Origin of the sequence: Oceanospirillum maris DSM 6286 (assembly GCF_000422865.1) — a bacterium.
GTDB lineage: Bacteria > Pseudomonadota > Gammaproteobacteria > Pseudomonadales > Halomonadaceae > Oceanospirillum > Oceanospirillum maris.
Genome location: NZ_KE383938.1, coordinates 58,783 through 81,226, shown reverse-complemented (window position 1 = coordinate 81,226; position 22,444 = coordinate 58,783). Strand labels below are relative to the sequence as shown.

The following is a 22,444-nucleotide window of genomic DNA, read 5'->3' as shown; positions in this document are numbered from 1 at the left end:
CGAGTTCATCAATCAGACAAAGAGAAGCTTTATGTTGTTCTACAAGAATTCTTACAAGGGATATCAATCCTTTACAAGAGATGGCGCTCTGGGATAATCGAAAGCTCGTTAAAATATATGGAGAACAGATCGTGAATCTGGCTATTTTTGATTTAGACAATACCCTTATCGCCGGAGACAGTGATCATGCCTGGGGCGAGTTTCTGACGGAGCAAGGCATCGTTGATGCTCAGGTTTATAAAGACGCGAATGATCGTTTTTTTGAGCAGTACCAGAATGGCACTATGGATATTCTGGAATATTTAAATTTCTCCTTAGCCCCTCTTTCTCAACATGAACCGGAACAGCTGAATCAGTGGCATCAGCAGTTTATGCAAGAAAAAATTGAACCGGTTTTATTGGATAAAGCTTTTGAAAAACTGGCTTGGCATAAAGAACAAGGCGATTTTATTCTGATTATTACCGCCACCAATCGCTTTATTACAGAACCGATTGCGGAGCGCCTAGGTGTCCATGAATTGATCGCAATAGAACCTGAGATTCTTGATGGCCGTTACACGGGAAAAGTTGCGGGTATTCCTAGCTTCAAAGAAGGTAAAGTAATTCGTCTGAATAACTGGCTAGAAGATAAAGACTTTGATTTAGTTGATACGTGGTTCTACAGCGACTCTCATAATGATTTGCCATTGCTACGATTAGTGGGCAAGCCTGTTGCGGTAGACCCCGACGAAGCTTTACAAAAGGAAGCGGCCGAGAAAGGCTGGCCGGTTATTAGCTTTCGCTAGTCTATTTGATACCGGTTTGGTCGTAGAGACCCGCACAATAAAAACACCAACATTTAACCGTTGGTGTTTTCTCAATACGCTATCGTAGGTAGTACAAGCTACAGTTTTTTATCGCATGTTAGATAACAGTTCTGGGTTTATAACTAAGTTCCTAACACCATGAGCATGGTCTTCATCGAAAGTGTTTCCTTTACACCATTCTCCAACTGAACTGGCATTCACTTTTGCCACTTTGGGTCTTACGCTCCAAGAAACCTGAAATGGCGAACCTTTTTCGTTATAGCTTGGCCCAGTAGTAGAGCCTGAGTATTGAATTGGCTTTCCTGTATCGCTTGGAATATTGAGTGCTTGGGATAAACCATCTTTCATTCCATGTTTTAATAAGTCGTTAAAATCCAAGGCGCTTTTGTCGTTTACTAATACAAAGACTTGTGTTTCAACACGCAATGCAGGATTTTGAATTGAAGGGCTTAAACAGGCTCCCAACGTAGGACCTGGGCTAACTTTTGCTGTTGAGTGAACATAGTGAACTTCAATGGTATCTCCTGAAGAAAGGCCACCATGTTTGCTCGGGCATATATTACCATCTACAGGTGTCAATTCTTTTGTATTCAATTGACCTGAATATTTATATCCACTGCCGTAACCGTGTCCATCACCATTGCCTGCGAATGTCGTGAATTCACCACCTTTATGCTCAGCATTTTTATGGAAATGAATATTACAAAGATTCATTTCCGTATAGTCTACCGTCGCATTAAAGGTGCGGGTGTTCTTGCCTTCTTTTGAATCTATATCCCGTGGGGATTGTGGGCCAAAGCCTTTGTTTTTAGTATTAAGAGCAAGAGCCGCTCGTTGATCTAATAAGATATTATCTGAAACGTCTTTTAACTGATGCTTCTCATCAGAGTGATGGGAGGCGCAGGCCGTTACTGACATAATAGAAATAATCGCTACTGCTAGTTTGATATTGCTCATATTTTTTTATTTCCTTGTTTTATAATTATTATTTTTTATATTGTATTTATCTATTGTTTTTTAGTATTTTTATTGTCGTATTAATGAGCTATTGTAGCAATATGTCAGATTTTTGCAGATAAACATCGATATATTGTTTCATATAAGCTATTTAGGAATATAATTTAGAGTATTTATGGTGAATAAAAGGGCACAAAAAAGCCTGCACAGGGCAGGCTAAAAGTACAGTTAATCCAATCAATCAGCGTTGGATGGTAACGACCTCTTGATGCGGATGATGACGACGACCGAACACCATCCGTTATTATTAACCGTATAGCACAGGGAGTGTTGCCACTTTACCCAAAGGCTTGGATGCCTGTCTGGGCGCGGCCTAGAATTAACGCATGAATATCATGAGTACCTTCGTAAGTGTTTACCGCTTCAAGATTCATCGTATGACGAATCACATGGAACTCATCAGAGATACCGTTGCCGCCATGCATATCGCGAGAAACCCGCGCAATATCCAGTGATTTACCGCAAGAGTTACGTTTAATCAGCGAAATCAGCTCAACAGGACAGTTACCTTCGTCCATCAAGCGACCCGCTTGTAAACAACCCTGTAGTGCAAGAGTGATCTCTGTTTGCATATCAGCCAGTTTTTTCTGTACCAGCTGAGTTGCCGCTAGCGGGCGGTTAAACTGAATACGGTCAAGCGAGTACTGGCGAGATGCGTGCCAGCAGAATTCAGCGGCACCCAAAGCACCCCAAGCAATACCAAAGCGGGCTTTGTTCAAGCAGCCAAATGGGCCTTTCAAACCTTTTACATTCGGTAGCAAGTTCTCTTCTGGAACAAATACATTATCCATTACGATCTCACCGGTAACAGATGCCCGCAGAGAGAATTTACCTTCAATTTTAGGCGTGGTTAAACCTTCCATACCGCGCTCAAGAATAAAGCCGTGAATCTCACCATCCAACTTTGCCCATACAATCATGACATCAGCGATAGGGGAATTGGTGATCCACATTTTAGCGCCAGTAACACGGTAGCCGCCGTCAACACGTTCGGCGCGAGTTTTCATGCCACCAGGATCGGAACCGACATCCGGCTCAGTCAAGCCAAAGCAACCGACCCATTCACCTGTCGCCAGCTTTGGCAGAAACTTCATACGCTGCTCTTCAGAGCCGTAAGCGTAGATCGGGTGCATCACAAGAGACGATTGTACGCTCATGGCTGAACGGTAACCGCTGTCCACGCGCTCTACTTCACGGGCCACTAGCCCATAGCAAACGTGATTCACTTCTGAACAACCATATTTTTCTGGAAGTGTGCTACCTAGAAGACCCATTTCACCCATTTCGGTCATGATTTCGCGGTGGAAAATCTCTTCACGGTTAGCCTGGAGAACCCGTGGCTGAAGTTTCGTCTGGCAGTATTCACGAGCCATATCGCGCACCATGCGCTCTTCTTCAGTAAGTTGCTGGTCTAAATTGAAGGGATCTTCCCAATTGAATGCGGCACGTTGACTCATGTTCACCTCTGACTGACTTTTGGCTATTAGAATTATTGGTTGTTTCTGAACTTAACGAGGTTGGAATGATAAGTACAATATATGAACCGTATATTTTCTATAATCAGGTCTTATAGTTGTGACGCATGAGTCATCGACCCAGCCTTTAACTCAATGGCTGTTCTTTGGCGGAAACAGTAGGCCTGTTGGTTGCTCTGGTGTTAGCTGGAACTCATGACGCAGGTTTTCGGCTTTCCGTGAGGCGGTGATACTTAGAGACTGGGAAGGCTTTGTCTTATCAAATAGACCAATATGAAAGCTCAGAGGCGAGCGGATTTTGTCCAAGGCAAACCGGCCCATTACAATGACTTCGGACACTTGGTCATGGTCATGGCCGTTGCTGTCATGGTGGCCGTGGTGGTCATGGGGTTTTTCCGGTGAAAGTATAATGTCTTCAAGGGGCCGTTTACGGTTATGTTCACGAAGCACAACGTGCTGCTTCAGAGACTTGATAATAGCGGCTTGATGACGATTGAACTCTGTCAAATCGATTTCGCCATCGGCATTATCATCAATACCTTCAAACGCGGACAGGGGCAGTGACAGCACCATAAATACGTTGTTATTAACAATATTTAGCGTGCCGTGGCCTGCTACCATCAGGTGGGCCATAACAGGGGTAGAGAGTGCCAACACGAGTGCTGACACCGTGGCGGATAGATACGCCATCGAAATTTTCATACTTTGGGTTCCTGTAAAATGCTTGCTTAGAAAGATGGAGGTGGCGGTGACAATTCCTCGGATGTTGTTACTTCACCTTTCACGCAACGTTGAAAGTAAGGATAGGTATCGGTGGCGTAGTAGTGGTAGATACCGTTTGGAAATTCAGGGGTGACACCCACACGGCCATTGCATTCGTCTAGATCTCCCGAGCCTGCAATATATTCCCAATCTTGCTGGAACGTCCCCATAGGGTAGGTGGTCGTTGATGGTCGCGATGCACTAACCGAGCTAACCAACTGATAACTGCCGGTTATGGCCTTTAACTCGGAGCTGGTGTCATCGGCTACGCTGTAACCGTATCGAGCGTAGATAGGGAAACCATCAGCAGCCCAACCAATAAGTGTCATGGTGGCGCTATTACCGCCGCGTTTGGTGATAAAGCCTTCAGGCATACCGTGATAGTGGTAAGCGCCATCCGGTTGTACATGGGCGTTGTTTTGGTCGGTTCCAAAGTCGAAGCTGGTTTGACCTAGGGCTTCAATATTCCAGTTGCCGGAATTGTCGATCAAACTGCAAGATGACCCCGAATCATCACAACTGCCCGCCGTGCTGGCGTCGATTTTTACACCGTTGAGCACATAACCTGCTGAGCCCCGTGGGCCGCCAAGCTCTGTTGGCGTGGAGGTTTCCGTTGGCTCTAGGGTAAAGCTGGCAGAAACGGTCTGCTCGGAAATAACATTGGGATTATTCGGGTTTGGGAAAGTCCCCACTTCGTGGTCTGGTATACCGTTAGCGCTGAGTTCTCGGGTACTGTCGGTGCAGGTCCAAGTGGAGGTGCTCGTGTAAGTTAGTGAGGGCTGGTTGTTGTAAGTGGTGTCATTGTAATCACATAGAACTCCAGATGTAGAATCATCAGGAGGGCTGATAACGACGTCATCGGGGGCGGGACTATCGACATCATCCCCGTCAGTTGCGGTGTCAACTTCATCTGGGGACGTGCTGTCACCGTCAGTACCGTTGTCAACCTCACCAGAGGTAAGACCGCCGTCATCAGTACTGCTATCGACATTACCCGATGTATCAGAGCTGTCATCAGAGCGACTACCACTACATGCGGCGAGGGATGCTAATAGAATGCAGATAGCGGTTCTTTGGAGTAGCTTCTTTTCTATAAATAGCTCGATCATCGTTTGGCCTGCTTGCTGTGATTTAGTTTAACTTTAACCGCTGCAACCACCAGCTCATCCGATGCAATGCTTTATTCGTTATCGAACGCTGAGGTTTGATTTAGTCGTGATAGCGACCCAAAATTACTGTAATAGCTTGACCGTCGGTCGCATATAAAAGTTTTATAGCATCAATATGGCAAGACCAAAAGCGACTTAAACTATCTTTACAACTAACCAGATTGACCTGATACCGCTCTCCATCGTAAATAAAATAGCCAATGACTTATTATTAATGCCACAGCATGATCATTCCAAATGTAGCAACACCACATAAAACAGGTAGCCCCATGGATCGGGTGCGCGCCCAAACAGCAAAAGTAGCGAGAGTTCCAGCCGCCGTTGCCAACCAGGATACGGTATCAAGATGGGCAGGAGCTAAAGATGTACCAAACATTGCGGCGATCATCATTGGGCCCAGTATTGTGATCCAGGATGGCATAGCGTTAATGCCTCCCTCCACCTGCTTCTTCATCAAAGCACCCTTCATCCAGAGATATGGAAAAAGACGAAGCAGATAGGTACCCAGTGCAATACTGATAAGTGCCAACCACATAGAGGTTTCCATGCTTAATGCTCTCCCAAAAAGTGTTGATTTTTCAGCGCGTAAAATAAAACTGCACCACTGATAGCCGCTAATGGAATAGCCATATTCGGATACCCTGTAATTTTCAGAATTAAAGCGGTAACCGCAGACAAGGCAATAGTGGCTGACCACAACAAGCTCGTGCAGCGAGGAACAATTAAAACCAGAAACAAAGCAGGAAGTGCAAAGGGTAATACCTCGCTAATTAATGGCCAGCGCTGAGTCAACTCTCCACCGGCAATGGCACCGAGCGCAGTACCGCCAATCCAGCTGAACCAGGCCAGAGCTGCTGCTCCGGTATACCAGCCTAACCGTTCCTTTTCCGGTAGCAGTGGTAAACGGGCATGAGCTAGGGCAAAAATCTGATCCGTCAAACCATGCATTAACGGAATCCACCTTTTGTCATCATTTAAGTAAGGCGCGAGATTCGGGCCATAGACAATATGGCGAGCGTTGATCAGTAATGTCATGATAACGACCAGCCACAAGGGGGCTCCGGAAGCGGCCATGGCAACAAAGAGGAACTGGGATGCACCTGCATAGATAAAAGTGGAGATCAGAATCGTCTCCAGCACGCTAAAACCAGACTGAATCGAAATAAGACCAAACGAGATCGCCACAGGAATATAACCACCCAGTAACGGAATTGCGTCTTTTACGCCTTGCAGCCAAGGTGTGCCCGCTAATTGACGAGTCAGACTACTCATACGGGAACGTCCTGTTTGGAATAGGTAATCACCATCATTAAGGTTGCCCATGTATCGCCAGTTTGATAGTGGTGCGGGGCGTCTGCAGGGAACGTATAAGCTTTGCCAATATCCAGATCACGCAGATCATTGCTTTCACCTGCTAGCAGTTTGCCACTGATTAACGTCAGCGTTTCTGTTGTACCGGCAAGATGTGGCTCTGACTGCTTAACCGTATTGGGCGCACAAGACATCCAATAGACATCAACACGCGGATTGCCATCGCCCTGACCTATCAAGCGTACTTGTACGCCCTTCTCTCCAAACAGCGGCTCCTCACTGGCTACCAAGTCACCAAAGGGCACGTCGAGTTGGATCGCCAAGCGCCAAATAGTTTCGAATGTTGGATTTCCATTACCTTGCTCAATTCGGGACAAGTTGGACTTCGCAAGCCCAGCATTTTGCGCAAGCTGAGACAGCGATAGCTCCTTTGCCAAACGCAGCTTCTGAATATTTCTCCCCAGCGAGCCGAGAACCGGTCTGTTCATAAACACCTCAATTTGTTCTTTATATAGAACGTTCTATATAAAGAACAAGCCGTTGTCAAACCATTAGTCTAGAAACAGCACTTTGCCCCAACAGAAAAACCCCGTAACCGGTTGCCGGTTACGGGGCTCTTTGAACACAGATAATCCGTGTACAGATTAATAGTCTGAATGCGCTTAAGCGAAGTTTGCTTCCGCTTCTTCCAAGATATGCTTGCCGATGGGAATGGCGGAGGTTGCAGCTGGGGACGGTGCGTTGCAGACGTTGATGGTGCGTTTAGTTTTAACGAACAGGAAGTCGTCAACCAATTTGCCATCTTCCGATACTGCCTGGGCACGAACACCCGCGGGATAAGCACCCAGGTCGGATTTCTTGATGATCGGGCAGTACTTGTTCACTTCTTTCAGATAGCCGCCTTTAAAGATGGAGTTTTTCATCTCGATCAGGCCGGGTTTCAGGTTAGCTTTGAGCACCTTCAAAATACCGGGGTAGGTTAAGGCTTCAATACTGTCTTTCAACGAGATATCGGTTTTCTTGTAGCCTTCACGTTTCCACGCCATTACCGCATTAGGGCCAACGGTGACGGTGCCATCGATCATACGTGTTAGGTGGACGCCTAGGAACGGCATACTTGGATCGGGAATCGGGTAGATCAGATGGTTGACAACTTGGTTGTGTTCCGGTTTTAGTAGGTAGTACTCACCACGGAACGGGCAGATTTTAAACTTAGGCTTGATGCCTAGCATCTTAACGACACGATCTGCCATTAGGCCAGAACAAGAGATCATATACTGGCTGGTAAAGGAGCCAAGACTGGTGGTGACAACGACTTCAGAGTCCGATTCTTTCAGCGCTTTAACTTCGCAGTTAAATTCGATATGACCGCCTGCCTCGCGCACTTTATCCGCCATCACTTCGGTCACGCGACGGTAGCTAACAATGCCACTTGAAGGTACAAAGATACCGCCAATACCGGTGATATTTGGCTCACGCTCTTTCAGTTCGTCAGCACTTAACCAGTAGCGCTCGATGCCGTTGGCCTCGGTACGCTCCCAAAGCGCTTTCATGCGCTCCATTTCGGTTTCGTTTGTGGCTACTAGCAGCTTGCCGCATTCGTCATAAGGGATATTGTTGTCATCACAGAAGGCTTTAGTGGCGATATTACCTTCAAGGCAGAATTTTGCTTTCAGGCTGCCAGGTGTGTAATAAACACCTGCATGGATAACACCTGAGTTGTGGCCTGTCTGGTGATGGGCGACTTGGGCTTCTTTTTCCAGAACCAGCAGTTTGGCGTCTGGTTTTTGTTGCAGTAATTGCATCGCAGTGGACATGCCTACGATGCCTCCGCCAATAATGATGTAATCGTACATTCTATCCCTCGCTAAGCGCGAAATGATTTCCTAAGAAATGCAGTGTTCATAAGGCAGTTTACCCCGACTGAAGTGAGTCACTTGCAGGCGGGGTAAGAACCGAAAGGATACCCTTCCGGTCAACTAGATGCTATTGATCTTCTGGACAGGCAGCCGTATTACTGGCGTGGCTTGCGCAGGGTTTTCTTATGCGTGAAGTAACCACGCTGGCGCATCAGTTCACGACGTAGCTCAGGGTGTGGCGTGAACTTGTCACGACCATGTAGCCACATGTGGTTGTTGATCAATAGGAAACTGCCAACAGGAACACGGATCGATTGAATGCCCTTGCTGGATTCAAATGATTCGCCTAGCTCTGACATCCAAACGCCTTCTTCTAGGTTCGCAGGCTGTGCAAACTGGTCGATATAAGACGTAATCGGGTTGCCATCAACATCCAGATCAAAAACGGAGTGATAAATATCTTTGCTGATATTTTTGCTTGGCGGCACAGCCCAGCGGATAGGGCGATAAGCCAATGGGTGTGTTGAGAATTTTTCTAGATCTTCCCAATCGTCTAGGTGCAATAGAAGGGAGTTACCACCTTCCATATTTTGCTCATCAACTTTTAGCATTAGGTTGAAGTCTGTGTCTTCTTCAACATAAGTACCATCGTTGTGCAGTTCCATTACACGATGGGGCTGGCGCAAGTAGCTGTCTGACTTGTCTACGTTTACAACTGCGAAACGGGCGTAGTACTGACCGCTCATCGCATCAAAGTTAGAACGGCCCATTAGGTGAGCAACTGCTGTACAGAAACGCACCATATCATCGGCTTGAGATACATCGTCCAAACCTTCTGGCGTGATCAAAAGTGCGCCAGTGTTACGATCCGTCAAGGTATCTGCTAAAAAGCCCTGTAGTTTATTACCGCACAAATCGTCTAAAACTTGGGCAATACGAAAGCGTAGGAAAGATTTATATTCCAGTGCTTGAATCGGCCATTCTTCGATAGCGGCTAAAAATGCATTAACCGTTTCTTTGTTGAATTTAAGTTCTAGAAGACGGCCATTGCTCTGTTCAGAAACAGAAACAGTGAAACCTTTATATTCAGTGCCAGCGGTTAAGCCGTGACGTTCGATAACAGTGCTCATCGGTGGGCTCCTGCAGTATTTTGTGCTGCGAATAGGGTTTAGTAGCTAAATAATTATCTCGATGAGCAAATAATATATTCATTATTCAAAAATATCTACATTTTTAGAGGTTAAAGATAAAATACCTGATTTGTAAGGTTTCACACTCTGTTTATAATCAACGGCATGCGCAGCAGACGGACTATGGGAAAGATTAAGATGTCAGCAATAAAAAGCAGTCAAACTATTGGACAGGCTACGAGCAGCGGTTCAGATAAAGATGCAGAACACAGCAAGGCGAATCAGGCAACCATCGCTTATCGCTTGCTGAAGCAAGACATTATCAACGGTGCTTATCAGCCTGGTGACAAGCTTCTTATGAGCCATTTAAAAAGCCATTATGAAATTGGTGCTGGCCCTATGCGTGAGGCGTTATCTCAATTGGTGGCTGATCGACTGGTGACCGCCATTAGCCAGCGCGGGTTTCGCGTGGCTGAGATGTCTGAAGAAGAGCTGACCGATATTTATGATGCCCGCGCCCATCTGGAAGCCTTAATTACTGGCCTAGCAGTTGAGCGAGGTGATGAGGACTGGGAGGCTGATATTTTAGGCGAAGCCCATAAGCTATCTCGGGTAAACGAGGTTAACTCCCCCGAAGAGATGCTGCAGGTTTGGGATAGCCGACATAAATCGTTCCATCGGGCGATTGTCAGCGGTTGCGGTTCTCCGAAGCTGCTAGAGATGCGAGCGTCGTTACTGGATCAGGCAGAGCGTTATCGCCAGCTATGGCTTAAGCAAACGGTTTTTTCCCAGTTGGCGTTAGAAGAGAAGCGCCAAGAACATACTGAATTGGTCGATGCCTTACTTAACCGCGATAAAGAAAAAGCAAAGGCGCTGATGTATGCCCATATTCTTAGTCCCATCGCGATTATTAAAGGGCTTCTTCCCACGCAGAGCCGCTAAGGCTGTTAATGTTTATGCGGCTCTTCTGCTGTGCCGCGCTTTAGGGTCTATAACGGTTTTAGACCTACCTTTAAGACGCTATCACCGTCCATTTCGACGACAACCCAGCGTATCCCATGCCATTCAAATTGGTCACCCACAACAGGGTGGCCGCCAAAGCGGTAGCCCACTAAATCACCTAGTGTTTGATTTTTTTGGTCTGGACTAATGGTCAAACTATAAAGCGCTGCTAGATCTTTTAATGGAGCATCGCCGCTTAAGGTAAAGTCACCAAAAAAGTCTCGCACTTTGTCTTTATGGTCCTGCGGTGTTTCATCAAACATTTTGTTGAGCACAGGAAGATCGGCTTCTCGGCCAATAATACAGACCACATCATCTTTCAGCAGCTTGGTGCTGCCAGATGGATGAATAAGCCGATGATCGCGAAATAGCGCGCCAATTCTTGCACCGGAAGGAAAACGAAGACGTCTTAACTCCACATGGTCAAGGGCACCTGAGGTTAGTCGGTAGATAAAAACTTCGTAGTCATCTTCAGGGTAGGCTCCTAACCTAGAGCGGCGCTTGGGTTCAAATTTTGGAGGTAGCTCCATTTTCAGCCATTTAGCCATAAAGGGTAGGCTGCTGCCTTGAATCAACAGGGAAATAAGTACAACGTGAAAGGCGATATTAAAGTAGAGGCTGGCCTGTTCAACCTGGGCAATAATAGGAAAAATAGCCAGTACAATCGGTACGGCTCCCCGCAAACCAACCCAGGATATAAACATTAACTCCCGCAGGTTAAAGCGGAAAAAAGGCTTCAAACAGATTAGCACCGCTAAAGGCCTAGCCACAAAAATCATTCCCAAAGCCAATAACGTGGCGGGTAATGCTATCGCTAGCATTTGATGAGGTGTTACCAATAGCCCCAAAATCAAGAACAGGCCTATTTGGCTAAGCCAAGCTAAGCCATCATTGACCGGCAAAATATGAGATAAGTGAGCACATCGGCTATTACCTATCATCAAACCCGCTAAATAAATGGCAAGAAAACCGCTGCCACCTAGTAGGTTTGTGGTAGCAAAAAGCCCTAGGCCTGCTCCTGTCACTAGCAAAGGATATAAGCCGACGGCTAAATCAAGGCGCTTCAATACTTTGGCGAACAACCAGCCGCCCAATAAGCCAAAGGGTAGCCCTATGCCAAATTGCTGAGCAAACATGATGAGAGCGTCCCAGCCACTTGATTCTGGCTGTGTTAGTAGGCTGATAAGCGTGACGGTTAGGAAAATAGCCATCGGGTCATTGGTGCCTGATTCGATCTCTAGGGTGGCACTGACCCGCTCATTAAGCCGAACGCCTTTACCGCCAAGCATGGAGAATACGGCCGCGGCATCGGTCGACCCTACAATAGCACCAACCAATAACCCTTCCAGTAAGGTGATATTGAACAGCCACACCGCCAAAAGGCCAGTCAGTCCGCCGGTGACAACGACGCCTAAGGTGGCAAGAGAGAGTGCGGGTCTTAGTCCAACCCTGAAGGTTGCCATTCGAGTGCGCATACCGCCATCAAGTAGAATAACAGCGAGGGCTAAGTTACCAATAATATAGGCGGACTCGAAGTCTGAGAAATTGATCCCCCCCAGTCCATCTTCACCGGCGAGCATACCAATTGCTAAAAAGACAAGTAATAGCGGCATACCCATTCGGGCTGATATGACGCTTGCAAGAATACTAAGACACAATAGTATCGATGCAATTAAGAAAATAAGGTTAAGGTTCTCCACCAAGACACTCTCTTTGCTAAAAAATAAAGATACAAATACTATGCCATACCTTTAATGTGACAAAAAAGCCTGTCTGAGTAACAGATTGCCTCATGGGAAGTCATAGCCGACTTGCTTAGGCAAAAAAAAACCTCAACAGTTTCCCTGTTGAGGTCTTTTTTTATTCAACCTTTGAATATTACCACTTATGCTCATCCCGAACGACAAACACAGAGCACTGTGCATGACGAAGAATCTTCTCAGCATTAGAGCCTAGCAAGTAGCTGGATAAGCCTGGGCGACCTGCGGCGACAATAATAACTTCCGGTTTTAGCTTTTCGGCAGTTTCAAGTACGGTATCGTAAACCACACCTTCTTTAACGCGACACTTACCTCGTAGATGCTCGGGTACGTGTTTTTTAAACAGGCTTTTGACCTGCTGCTTCATATCGTTTTGAACTTGCTTTACGGTATCTGACGATAGTGAGAAATTACCATTGTGGATCATATTTTGATCCACATAGATGGCATGAATCTCGCCATTCTCATCACCAATCAGCTGTTGAGCTAATGCAACGGCCTTTGGGAACATGTTTTCATGTTCCAGATCCATAGGGATCAACACTGTGTTGTACATAACGACCTCTTATTTCCCTTAGTCACCCATTACTTTGTTCGGTAACCACATTACCAAGTCAGGGTTCAACATGCAGATGATAAGTACCATGAGTTTCAACAAAATAAAAGGTGTCACCGATTTATAAATATCGAGCATGGTGACATCGGGAGGTGCGATCCCTTTTAGGTAGAAAAGAGCAAAGCCATAAGGTGGTGTTTGCACGGCAATTTCAATATTCAGAATCATTAGAATACCGAACCAAATAGGATCAAAGCCTAGATCAACCACAATGGGTGTAAATAGCGGTGCGCACATCAAGACGATAATAAATTCGTCAACGATAAAGCCTAGGGCTAGCATGACTAACTGCATCAGAATGATCACGCCCATCGGCGGCAGACCCAAGTCCTGAGTAAAGTTAGCAATCATATCCTGAACGCCCATCAGCAAGTGGAAATTGCTGAACAAGGAAGCACCCAGAATAATCCACATCGCCACGCTCACCAGCATAGCGGTTTCCATACCGGCCATTCTGAACATGCCAAAGCGGAAGCGCTTGAAGAAGAACGCTAGAATAACCGCACCCACAACACCAATAGCACCCGACTCTGTTGGCGTGGCAATACCACTAATAATACTGCCCAGTACCGCAAAAATCAGAAGCACCGACATAAAGCCATCACGCAAGGTGCGGACTTTTTCTTTGGGTGTCATTTTTGATTCTACGCCTGTATCGATAGGCGCACGTTCAGGGTTTAATTTACAGCTGATCAGAATGTAGGTAACTAATACGATAATGGCTAAGAGCGCAGGAAATAGCGCTGCGACAAACATCTTACCCACAGAGTTTTGGGTGGATGCGGCAAACATGATCATAGGAACACTCGGTGGAATGAGGATACCCAGACCGCCACCGGCCATAATCACACCAAGCGCCAGTTTTTTATCGTAACCACGGTCAAGCATTGGCTTCAGAGCAATACTACCAGAGGTCATAATACCGGCACCGATAATACCCACCATGGCACCGATCATGGAGCAAACCCCAATCACACTAATTGCCAAAGAGCCACGGATCTTACCGATCACCAGCTGACTGGCGTTAAACATCGCATCGCCAATACCCGAGCGCGTCAACAACTGTCCCATATAGATATACAGGGGAATAGCCAACAGAATGAAGCTAAACATGGTTGATTCAAACGTATTAGGCAGAATATTGAAAATACCCTCCCCCCATGTGGCATAGCCTACAGCCATTGCAATGCCGCCAAGGGCAAAGCCAACCGGCGCGCCCAACGCAAAGCTGACTAAAATACACAGCAGCAAAATGCCGCTTAGCACCTCAATTCCCATCTTCTGAATCCTCTTCTTCTGGCACGGCAATCAACGGGTGTCCGTTAATAACATAATAAATATCTTTAACCATATTGCTGGTAATCTGCAGAGAGACGAGAGCCCCAGAGACCACAAGCATCATCCAGAAATGGTGGGTAGGCGGTGCCCAGTTACTCATTTTTCGATAGTTAAACTGTAGTGCTTCGCCGAACTTTTCATAGGCGATCATCATCAGAATAAACATAAAAAACATGGCGAGTAGGCCCGTTAGGACATCAAAAACACGCTTTGTTTTTGGCGAAACGGATAGGTAAAGGATATCGACGTTAATATGGGTCTTTTTCTGATAGGCATAAGCACCACCCAGACCAACCAAGTAAGCCGACAAAAACAAAGAGGTATCATAAGCCCAAATAGTAGGATGGTTAAAAAGGTATCGTGAACCCACTTCGAAAGCGATCACTAAGGCCAGAAGGGGCATTAAAATAGAAACGCTTTGCCCTACTATACGAACAAGCTGATCAATCCATGAGCAGTAAAAAGTAAATATTTTTTTAACCATAACACTTACGCCTGCAGTGAAAAAAATAAAGGGCGGAGTGCGCCCTTTATTCAACAACATAATCTTGAGTCAGAATTTTAGTTAGTTATAACTTAGTTCTTTTTCAGGATTTCGATCAGTTCAGCGCTGAACTTATCTGCTTTTGCATACTCATCCCACAGAGACTCACCAGCTTTAGACCATGCGGCTTTGTCAGCATCGCTAGGCATTGGGCTCCATTTCATGCCTTTTGCTTCCATATCAGCAATAGCTTCAGATTCCCATAGACGAGATTTAGTCATTTGCTCACGTGCATGAATCGCTGTTGCGCCTTTCACAATCGCCTGTAGATCTTCAGGCAGTTTGTTCCAAGCTTTTTGGTTTACAACAACAGGTAATACTTGAGCACCCGCTAGAGGTAGACGGTACATGTACTTAGCCACTTCAACGTGGTTACCATCGCGGTGATCGATCAAGTTAGAACCGATAGAACCGTCGATTACGCCTGTTGCTAGACCGGTGTAAATTTCACTCCAGCTCATAGAAACAGGAGATGCACCTAGGTTACGAACAAACTTACCATAAGCGCCTGGTGCGCGTAGCTTCAGACCTTCAAAATCAGCAACTGAGTTGATTGGCTTTTTGGTTAGCAGGTAAACAGGAGGCTGGATGTAAGGATCTAAGTAAACAAGACCTTGTTCGCCGTAGGCGCGAGTTAGCACTTCATTCCAGCCATCTTCATGGAACAGAACGCTTAATTTCGCAACATCAGTGGTGCCGCCTGGCAGACCTACTTCAACAATACCTGCAGGTAACTCACCCGCATTCATTGGTTGAAAGTGAGCACCCATGGTGATCAGGCCAGATTTAACAGCGCCCAAAATACCTGTAGTAGAAACACCTTCACCGGCGTACATCATTTTTACGGAAATACGACCACCAGACATCTTCTCGATGTTCTTAGCCATGTTGCCATAAACTTCACCAAAAGCTGTACCACGAGAGTACAAGTTAGCAAAACGCCAGTTATGTTCTGCAGCTTGTGCCGTAGAAGTCATAGCGCCTAGACCCATTGCAACCGCAAGGGAGCCTGTCAAAATCTGTTTCTTCAGTTGACCGATTTTCTTCAGCATCTTTTTGCTCACTTTAATTGTTATAAGTTCAAATGTTAGGGGCATCATCTGCACCGGCTGAACCATCTTAGTGGCCTTACCAGTAAGGGTCGACGACAGGGGGCGTCATCGGTACGTTGTAAGGGGTCTTGGATCAAAAAATAGAGGCTAAACCCACTATTTCTTAACATTTAACCTACGAAGCCTCACAACCTAACCACGAAGTTATATAGACACGATGAATAAGTAAAGGATATGACATTTATATTTATCATAAATTTTATTGATAGAAGGGGGTGTGCTTTGTTTATGCCCATAGAAAAACAATAATGCACTAAGGTGATGCAGTAGAGGAAAATAACATAACTATTTCAATAAGATAGCCTTTAGTCGAGTGAAAAAAAATGACTTGGCTCATGCTTAAAACCAATATCCATACGGCTTTCAAGCTTTATCTGTTACGGGTTGTGACGTTAGGTGACACATTTTGGCGCTAATTCTGTGTCGTAATGTAGCAAGGTTTTTAGCGCTTCGTGACTTGGGTTTAATAAAGTGAGGGAATAGAGCCGTGCATGCAGAAATATACTTACGACGTTGATAAATATTAAGCTCAATTTTTTTGATTATTTTTTTAAGCTTTCCAATTTCTTATTTTGAGACCTACCTCCTACAGCCTGCAAGCTTAAGGTTGTAAATATTGTAAATGCCATCGCCCTTCAAATCTAAGTTGTTATCATTTGATAGATATTATCATTATCAATGAATGCTTGAATGCCATAAGGGTTTTACATGACGCAATTTACAACTGCTCCTTCACTCGCTAGATTTACATTCACTCCGCTTAGCGTAGCGATAACAATCGCTTTAAGCTTTCCGGCGTTAGCGCAGGATGCTATTCAAAAAAACAGTATGATTCAAGATAGCATGGTGGTGACGGCAGCGGGATTTGAGCAAAATATTATTGATGCGCCTGCTAGTATTTCTGTTATTTCACACGATGATCTCGCCAAAAAATCCTTCACAAGTATTGTTGATGCCGTTAAAAATATTCCTGGGGTTTATGTCTCCGGTGGTGGCAATATGCAAGACATTACTATTCGGGGAATGGATGATAAATACACGCTTTACCTAGTTGATGGGCGGCCTATTTCTGCAGGTCGTTCAGTTAACACGAATGGCTCTGATGGCGGTAAACAGATTGGATTGCCACCTATTACTATGGTTGAGCGCATCGAAGTAATCCGAGGCCCTATGTCATCTCTTTACGGCTCTGAGGCAATGGGCGGTGTTATTAATATTATTACCCGCCGTAATAGTGGTGTTTGGTCAGGTTCCATTAGTACGGAATATACAAAATCATTAAACAATTTAAATAATGATGAACAGCAGGTAGATATTTTCACCGGTGGCACAATTATACCTGAGTTGCTTTCTGCACAAATCAGCGGCAGCTGGCTAGGGCTTGATGAGAGTGATTTTTCTGGAGGTGGAGATTCTGCGGCAAGTAAGCCTCAAACGACTCGTAAGCAAGGTGGGGTAAAGTTTTTTGTTACGCCGAACGAGCAGAATGAGTTCGCTCTTTCCTACGATGCGTCGACATTAAGGACGACCACGACCACTGGTAAAAGTATTGATGAGGATAGTGATGGATCGTCGATGCGCTACGATAAAGATATTTATCTCGTATCCCATGAAGGACGTTACGATAATCTATTCCTCAATACTTTTTTACAGTACGACACTTCAGAGCGGGTTCAGGCTGAAACCAAGAAAGAAGAAATCACGACACTTAATACTCAGGGTTCCTATTTTCTTGGAGAGCATACACTTACGTTTGGTGGCCAGTATAAGTATGAAAATTTCACGGATGAAACTAATGGGCTACTAGACTCAAATATTCCTAGTGCTGTCAGAAGTGCTGACCGTTGGATTGCTGCTGTTTTCACCGAGTTTGATTGGGCTATTAATGAAAAGCTGAATCTAACTACAGGGCTTCGTTATAACAAGGATGAATTGTTTGATGGACACCTCTCCCCTCGAATTTATGCAAACTACCGTGTGACGTCAGAGTTTGCTGTCAAAGGTGGTGTTTCCACCGGTTATCAACAACCTGGGTTGGCAGAAGCGACAGAGGGTTTTGGTCGTGGCACTGGTGGCGGAGGTTCTCCAGCTCCTCACCCTAGAGCGGTTATCATTGGTAACCCGGATCTTTCACCAGAAAAAAGTACCAGTTATGAAATGGGCTTTGTTTTTGATGATGTAAGCACTGGGTTGAATACCAGCGTGATGCTCTTCCAGACTGACTTCAAAGATAAGATTGCCGAAGATCGTTTGTGTGAAGATAGTGATTACGACAGAAATGATGTCTCGACTTGGGATGAATGCTCCTACGGAGGGAACCCTCATACCTTCGTCAGTTCACGTAAAAATATTGATAGTGCTCAAATACGAGGAGTTGAGGCTAGTGTTGACTACAATCTAACGCCAGAAATGCTTCTTAGTGCCAGTTATACCTATACAGAATCAGAACAAAAAAGTGGTGAATTCAAGGGTGAGCCACTTAATAAAATTCCTAAGCACATGTTGAATGCCAATTTAGATTGGCAAAAAACGGAGCAATTGAATTTATGGCTACAAGGTAACTATCGCGGCAAGACTTCAGACTATATGGGGCGAAGCTCTATTTCTGATGGCACACCGGGTTATGGTTTTATTGATACTGGATTAGCTTATCAGCTGACAACTGCAGCCTATGTAAAAGCAGGTGTTTACAACCTGCTCAATAAAGAAGTAACCAATGAGACTTACGGTGTTGTGCTTGATGGTCGCCGTTTAAACCTTGGCTTAAGCGTTGATTTCTAATAAGCCTATTAATTGAACTCCAGCCTCCTGCTGTAGATTGATTTTAATGCAACTTCTCTTTTGAGATAGCCGACCTTTTGCAACTAAGCCCTATGGAAAGCAAGGGCGAAAAGGTCGGTTGCGCTTATTTTGTAGGTATCTATTCGCATGGTTCAAGTATCTTTATCTTCCTCTAAAAATAAAAAACCGGCACCGCCTGATTTACTTGGGTATCGCCCTTGGGGTGTCGCTGTTCGGCTCTTTATTGTATTGCTAGCCAGCTATATTCTTTCAGCCTTAACCGCTGCAAGTTTAAGCCTTGTACTGCCCCTTCCTCCTGCTGATGCTGTTTTGACAGCCACTATGTTAGCTTTTTTTGTACCTGTCATTATCACGATAAGTACGTTCTATATTAGAAATATTCAGCGCTTACTTACGGGGATAACTCTTGCTGCTATCTGTCTCATTTTGCCATTACTGCTGAAAAAAATAGGTGGTTAATATGGCTCAGTCCAGTAAGAAAATAGGTTTTAGGCGTAGTAACTCATGGATACATACGTGGAGTGGTTTACCATTTATTTGGTTGTTGTATTTCGTTTTCCTGACAGGAACTCTTAGCTTTTTTCGCGCAGAGTTAGATTACTGGCTACAGCCTGAATTACATGTCACAAGTGACATAACAGAAGAGCAGGCACTTCGACATGCCCTCAATTATCTAGAATATAACGCTTCCAATGCATCTCAGTGGCGTATTGATTTGCCTGATGCTCGTTATCCTGTAATTGAATTACGTTGGTTTGATCAAGGCGAGCGGGTGAGTAAGTTTGGAGGGCAATATCGTCAGCTGAGCTCTAATGGCAGCAATATTGCGGCCAGAGAAACACGCTTTGCAGATTTTTTGTACCGAGTACACTTTGACCTGTATGGAATCCCCCGAGAGCTCGCCCGCTGGATTGTTGGTATTGCAACTCTTGCTATGCTGATTGCCTTAATAACCGGCATTATTGTGCACAAAAAAATCTTTGCTGAGTTTTTTACTTTTAGGCCCAACAAAGGCCAGCGCTCATGGATGGACTTGCACAATGCGAGTTCGGTATTGATGATTCCTTTTCATCTTATGATTACGCTAAGCGGCCTATTCTTGTTGATGTATTTATTCATCCCGTGGGGAATTGAAAGTGCCTTTGATGGTGATCGTCGCGCCTATATGGCTAGTGCTGGTGGTCGAAGTGGACTAATGGAACATCAATCACTTGATCAAAATAAACGAGAGACACCATTACTTGAAACAATAGCCGCTTTACATACGGATATGACTCACCGCTGGCCTTCGGGCATTTCTAGAGTGCAAATAGAGAACCCTACAGGGGCAGCTAATATTGAGCTGAGAGAGCGAAGTGGGGGTACGTTATTCAATCAAGGTAGGGGTGAACAATTAAAGTATGAAGCATCAACAGGGCAAACTACGTTGATTCGATCGCAGAAGCCAAGCGTCGCCCGTGCGACTTATAATGTTATGGCTGGATTGCATAAGCTGAATTTTGCCGCTCCGTTTCAGCGCTGGGTTTATTTTATAGCAGGCCTTATCGGTACGTTAATGATTGCCTCTGGAGCTGTGCTTTGGGTTGTTAAGCGTCAACGAAAACCAGGTAGCGATTTACATCGAGGTATAAATACGGTTCGCCATTTAAATCTTGGAGCTTTAATCGGCTTGCCTTTGGCTATTGCCGCCGGCTTCTGGGCAAATCGGTTATTACCTATGGATTTCTTTGATCGACAACTGTGGGAAATTAGAGTGTTTTTTATCGTGTGGGGACTGTGTTTCATTCATTCGTTTCTACGCTCTCGATATCAGGCCTGGCAAGAGCAATGCCTACTAACAGCGGCTCTTTATGCCATGCTCCCGCTTTATAATTTAACTCTTGGAAACAGTGGACTGCCAGTGTCTTTGATGAACGGTGACTGGATACTCGTTAGCGTTGACAGCTTATTGATACTATTTGCCATCTTATTCTTCTTGATTGCCCGTGTACTTACTCGGCTATCTGGCACTTCCGCTGTTAAACGTAATATCTCTAAGCCCTTAGGAAACCCAGTATGATTACTGCAAGCTTTTTCTTTTCTATATCGGCTTGTATTTTGTTGGCTATCAACATGGCCCGTCACCAAAAGTCGATATTGGGTCGAACATTACCTTATCTTGCTAGGACTGCTTTAAGCTTTTTAGCATGGGGTGTTATGCTCTGGAGCGGCGTGCTTTGGTCAGAAATTAATGGGCTATCAATCGGATTATCCACTGGTTTAGTTTACTTAGGTATCGTTGCATTCATGCCTATGCTGTTTTTAACATGGTATCCAAAGATACTTCTTCCACTATTGATTATCGTAACAGTTATAGGGGTGGTGCTTTACTGTGGATTTAGATTCTTTAATTTGGTTTGAAGTGATCTTGCCGGAACAGTATCTAGTATCTGAAAAAACACTGGCCTATCTATTATTACGCTAGGCCAGCTTTTTTCGTAGACATTACGCCTTGCTATTACCGATCTGAAATAATCCCTTCACGTAGTAAGAGCGCTACTTGCTCTTTACTTAACCCTGCTTCATCTAATATAGCCTTGGTATGCTGGCCTAAAAGGGGGGCTGGGGTGTCGTAGGTGATCGGTGTGCCAGACATTTTCAATGGGTTTGCCACTGAAGGCATGGTTCCGCTGACTGATTCTGGGTTTGGGATATCCAACCGCATCCCCCGGGCTTTGATCTGTGGGTCATTAAAGGCTTCACCGATGCTGTTAATAGGGCCGCAGGGTACGGATAAGGCTTCAAGAGAAGCAATCCAATCCGCAGTGCTCCGTTGGCGGATGACCGGCTGAAGAATCTCTAGCAGAGGCTCACGATAGGCCACTCGCTGATCATTGGCGGTGAATCGTTTGTCTTGAGCTAATTCCGGTAAGCCTGCTTCATGGCAGAATTTAGCAAACTGATCGTCGTTACCCACCGCAAGAACCATATAGCCATCGGCGGTTTCAAAACTTTGATAGGGCACGATATTAGGGTGAGCATTACCCAGACGCTGAGGTGAGTTACCCGAAACCAGATAGTTCATCGCTTGGTTTGCAAGGCAAGCAACTTGTACGTCCATTAGGGCAATATCAATATACTGACCTTCTCCTGTTTGATCCCGAGAAGCCAAAGCTGCAAGTACGCCGGTGGTGGCATACATTCCCGTTAGCACATCGGTAAGGGCTACGCCTACTTTTTGCGGGCCAGCTCCAGGGTTGCCATCTTTTTCACCGGTAATACTCATTAAGCCGCTCATAGCTTGAATGAGAAAATCGTAACCGGCGCGTTTAGCGTAAGGGCCATCTTGGCCAAAGCCCGTAATTGAGCAGTAGATAAGGCGCGGATTAATCTTTTTTAGGCTGTCGTAATCTAGTCCGTATTTTTTAAGACCGCCAACTTTGTAGTTTTCTAAAAAAATATCACTACTTGCCGCAAGGTTACGAATAATCTCTTGCCCTTGAGGGCTGGTGATGTCGAGGGCGAGAGAGCGTTTATTGCGATTGGCGCAAAGATAATACGCGGCTTCTCCTCGACGATCACTGTGCGTAGGCACCCACGGAGGCCCCCAGCTACGGGTATCATCTCCTCGTTTGGGACGTTCCACTTTGATAACATCGGCACCAAGATCCGCTAACATTTGACCTGCCCAAGGGCCTGCCAGAATACGGCTCATATCCAGTACGCGAACATGGGATAGCGCACCCATAAAAATCTCCCTCA

21 protein-coding genes are annotated in these 22,444 nt (G+C 45.4%); 6 read left to right on the top strand and 15 right to left on the bottom strand.

Annotated elements, in window-relative coordinates; genetic code table 11:
- Window positions 1-131: 131 nt before the first annotated feature.
- Window positions 132-785 (top strand): histidinol-phosphatase, encoded by a 654-nt coding sequence (locus G517_RS0116250; RefSeq protein ID WP_028305278.1) that lies wholly within the window; start codon window positions 132-134, stop codon window positions 783-785.
- 108 nt (window positions 786-893) lie between these two features.
- Here the strand turns inward: G517_RS0116250 and G517_RS0116245 are convergent, their stop codons facing one another.
- The 9 genes from G517_RS0116245 to glaH all read right to left on the bottom strand — a co-directional run bounded on the left by G517_RS0116245 (window position 894) and on the right by glaH (window position 9,529).
- Window positions 894-1,763 (bottom strand): delta-class carbonic anhydrase, encoded by an 870-nt coding sequence (locus tag G517_RS0116245; RefSeq protein ID WP_028305277.1) that lies wholly within the window; start codon window positions 1,761-1,763, stop codon window positions 894-896.
- A 338-nt stretch (window positions 1,764-2,101) separates the two neighbouring features.
- Window positions 2,102-3,280, bottom strand: a complete 1,179-nt coding sequence (locus G517_RS0116240; RefSeq protein ID WP_028305276.1) for an acyl-CoA dehydrogenase — start codon at window positions 3,278-3,280, stop codon at window positions 2,102-2,104.
- A 150-nt stretch (window positions 3,281-3,430) separates the two neighbouring features.
- Entirely contained in the window at window positions 3,431-4,000 is a 570-nt protein-coding gene (locus tag G517_RS0116235) for a hypothetical protein (RefSeq protein ID WP_028305275.1), read from the bottom strand.
- A gap of 26 nt (window positions 4,001-4,026) precedes the next feature.
- The gene (locus tag G517_RS19655) at window positions 4,027-5,169 is read right to left on the bottom strand and encodes a YHYH protein (protein WP_051206517.1); all 1,143 of its coding nucleotides are present in this window, start codon (window positions 5,167-5,169) and stop codon (window positions 4,027-4,029) included.
- Window positions 5,170-5,440: 271 nt separating this feature from the next.
- Complete coding sequence (locus tag G517_RS0116225; RefSeq protein ID WP_028305274.1) at window positions 5,441-5,776, bottom strand: AzlD domain-containing protein; 336 nt, start codon at window positions 5,774-5,776, stop codon at window positions 5,441-5,443.
- 2 nt (window positions 5,777-5,778) lie between these two features.
- Window positions 5,779-6,501, bottom strand: a complete 723-nt coding sequence (locus G517_RS0116220) for an AzlC family ABC transporter permease (protein WP_028305273.1) — start codon at window positions 6,499-6,501, stop codon at window positions 5,779-5,781.
- Window positions 6,498-7,028, bottom strand: a complete 531-nt coding sequence (locus G517_RS0116215; RefSeq protein ID WP_028305272.1) for a helix-turn-helix domain-containing protein — start codon at window positions 7,026-7,028, stop codon at window positions 6,498-6,500. Before G517_RS0116215 ends, G517_RS0116220 begins: the two co-directional genes overlap by 4 nt.
- Window positions 7,029-7,202: 174 nt before the next feature.
- Entirely contained in the window at window positions 7,203-8,396 is a 1,194-nt protein-coding gene (gene lhgO / locus G517_RS0116210) for an L-2-hydroxyglutarate oxidase (RefSeq protein ID WP_028305271.1), read from the bottom strand.
- 158 nt (window positions 8,397-8,554) lie between these two features.
- The gene (glaH, locus tag G517_RS0116205; protein ID WP_028305270.1) at window positions 8,555-9,529 is read right to left on the bottom strand and encodes a glutarate dioxygenase GlaH; all 975 of its coding nucleotides are present in this window, start codon (window positions 9,527-9,529) and stop codon (window positions 8,555-8,557) included.
- A gap of 198 nt (window positions 9,530-9,727) precedes the next feature.
- Here glaH and csiR point away from each other — a divergent pair, with 198 nt between their 5' ends.
- Window positions 9,728-10,471 (top strand): DNA-binding transcriptional regulator CsiR, encoded by a 744-nt coding sequence (csiR, locus tag G517_RS0116200; protein ID WP_084632351.1) that lies wholly within the window; start codon window positions 9,728-9,730, stop codon window positions 10,469-10,471.
- Window positions 10,472-10,518: 47 nt separating this feature from the next.
- Here csiR and G517_RS0116195 read toward each other — a convergent pair whose 3' ends face one another.
- From G517_RS0116195 to G517_RS0116175, 5 genes are all read right to left on the bottom strand, one after another.
- Window positions 10,519-12,231, bottom strand: a complete 1,713-nt coding sequence (locus tag G517_RS0116195; protein ID WP_028305268.1) for a potassium/proton antiporter — start codon at window positions 12,229-12,231, stop codon at window positions 10,519-10,521.
- A 178-nt stretch (window positions 12,232-12,409) separates the two neighbouring features.
- The gene (locus tag G517_RS0116190; RefSeq protein ID WP_028305267.1) at window positions 12,410-12,847 is read right to left on the bottom strand and encodes a universal stress protein; all 438 of its coding nucleotides are present in this window, start codon (window positions 12,845-12,847) and stop codon (window positions 12,410-12,412) included.
- A gap of 18 nt (window positions 12,848-12,865) precedes the next feature.
- Complete coding sequence (locus G517_RS0116185) at window positions 12,866-14,185, bottom strand: TRAP transporter large permease (protein ID WP_028305266.1); 1,320 nt, start codon at window positions 14,183-14,185, stop codon at window positions 12,866-12,868.
- Entirely contained in the window at window positions 14,175-14,729 is a 555-nt protein-coding gene (locus G517_RS0116180; protein WP_028305265.1) for a TRAP transporter small permease subunit, read from the bottom strand. Before G517_RS0116180 ends, G517_RS0116185 begins: the two co-directional genes overlap by 11 nt.
- 92 nt (window positions 14,730-14,821) lie before the next feature.
- Entirely contained in the window at window positions 14,822-15,841 is a 1,020-nt protein-coding gene (locus tag G517_RS0116175; RefSeq protein WP_028305264.1) for a TRAP transporter substrate-binding protein, read from the bottom strand.
- Window positions 15,842-16,609: 768 nt separating this feature from the next.
- Between G517_RS0116175 and G517_RS0116170 the strand changes: the two genes are divergently transcribed.
- From G517_RS0116170 to G517_RS0116155, 4 genes are all read left to right on the top strand, one after another.
- Window positions 16,610-18,682, top strand: coding sequence for a TonB-dependent receptor domain-containing protein (locus G517_RS0116170; RefSeq protein ID WP_051206516.1), 2,073 nt, complete (start codon window positions 16,610-16,612; stop codon window positions 18,680-18,682).
- A gap of 147 nt (window positions 18,683-18,829) precedes the next feature.
- A complete protein-coding gene (locus G517_RS19650) occupies window positions 18,830-19,162 on the top strand; it encodes a hypothetical protein (RefSeq protein ID WP_051206515.1) in 333 nt (110 codons plus the stop codon).
- A 1-nt stretch (window position 19,163) separates the two neighbouring features.
- Window positions 19,164-20,762, top strand: coding sequence for a PepSY-associated TM helix domain-containing protein (locus G517_RS19645; protein WP_051206514.1), 1,599 nt, complete (start codon window positions 19,164-19,166; stop codon window positions 20,760-20,762).
- Window positions 20,759-21,103 (top strand): DUF3325 family protein, encoded by a 345-nt coding sequence (locus G517_RS0116155; RefSeq protein ID WP_028305262.1) that lies wholly within the window; start codon window positions 20,759-20,761, stop codon window positions 21,101-21,103. The genes G517_RS19645 and G517_RS0116155 overlap by 4 nt, the downstream gene beginning before the upstream one ends.
- A gap of 97 nt (window positions 21,104-21,200) precedes the next feature.
- Here G517_RS0116155 and G517_RS0116150 read toward each other — a convergent pair whose 3' ends face one another.
- A complete protein-coding gene (locus G517_RS0116150) occupies window positions 21,201-22,430 on the bottom strand; it encodes a CaiB/BaiF CoA transferase family protein (RefSeq protein ID WP_036591911.1) in 1,230 nt (409 codons plus the stop codon).
- Window positions 22,431-22,444: the final 14 nt, after the last annotated feature.

Coding starts and splice junctions, on each gene's coding strand:
- G517_RS0116245 (WP_028305277.1), bottom strand. CDS start 1,763: ATGAGCAATATCAAACTAGCAGTAGCGATTATTTCTATTATGTCAGTA.
- G517_RS0116240 (WP_028305276.1), bottom strand. CDS start 3,280: ATGAGTCAACGTGCCGCATTCAATTGGGAAGATCCCTTCAATTTAGAC.
- G517_RS0116235 (WP_028305275.1), bottom strand. CDS start 4,000: ATGAAAATTTCGATGGCGTATCTATCCGCCACGGTGTCAGCACTCGTG.
- G517_RS19655 (WP_051206517.1), bottom strand. CDS start 5,169: ATGATCGAGCTATTTATAGAAAAGAAGCTACTCCAAAGAACCGCTATC.
- G517_RS0116225 (WP_028305274.1), bottom strand. CDS start 5,776: ATGGAAACCTCTATGTGGTTGGCACTTATCAGTATTGCACTGGGTACC.
- G517_RS0116220 (WP_028305273.1), bottom strand. CDS start 6,501: ATGAGTAGTCTGACTCGTCAATTAGCGGGCACACCTTGGCTGCAAGGC.
- G517_RS0116215 (WP_028305272.1), bottom strand. CDS start 7,028: ATGAACAGACCGGTTCTCGGCTCGCTGGGGAGAAATATTCAGAAGCTG.
- lhgO (WP_028305271.1), bottom strand. CDS start 8,396: ATGTACGATTACATCATTATTGGCGGAGGCATCGTAGGCATGTCCACT.
- glaH (WP_028305270.1), bottom strand. CDS start 9,529: ATGAGCACTGTTATCGAACGTCACGGCTTAACCGCTGGCACTGAATAT.
- csiR (WP_084632351.1), top strand. CDS start 9,728: ATGTCAGCAATAAAAAGCAGTCAAACTATTGGACAGGCTACGAGCAGC.
- G517_RS0116190 (WP_028305267.1), bottom strand. CDS start 12,847: ATGTACAACACAGTGTTGATCCCTATGGATCTGGAACATGAAAACATG.
- G517_RS0116185 (WP_028305266.1), bottom strand. CDS start 14,185: ATGGGAATTGAGGTGCTAAGCGGCATTTTGCTGCTGTGTATTTTAGTC.
- G517_RS0116180 (WP_028305265.1), bottom strand. CDS start 14,729: ATGGTTAAAAAAATATTTACTTTTTACTGCTCATGGATTGATCAGCTT.
- G517_RS0116175 (WP_028305264.1), bottom strand. CDS start 15,841: ATGCTGAAGAAAATCGGTCAACTGAAGAAACAGATTTTGACAGGCTCC.
- G517_RS0116170 (WP_051206516.1), top strand. CDS start 16,610: ATGACGCAATTTACAACTGCTCCTTCACTCGCTAGATTTACATTCACT.
- G517_RS19650 (WP_051206515.1), top strand. CDS start 18,830: ATGGTTCAAGTATCTTTATCTTCCTCTAAAAATAAAAAACCGGCACCG.
- G517_RS19645 (WP_051206514.1), top strand. CDS start 19,164: ATGGCTCAGTCCAGTAAGAAAATAGGTTTTAGGCGTAGTAACTCATGG.
- G517_RS0116155 (WP_028305262.1), top strand. CDS start 20,759: ATGATTACTGCAAGCTTTTTCTTTTCTATATCGGCTTGTATTTTGTTG.
- G517_RS0116150 (WP_036591911.1), bottom strand. CDS start 22,430: ATGGGTGCGCTATCCCATGTTCGCGTACTGGATATGAGCCGTATTCTG.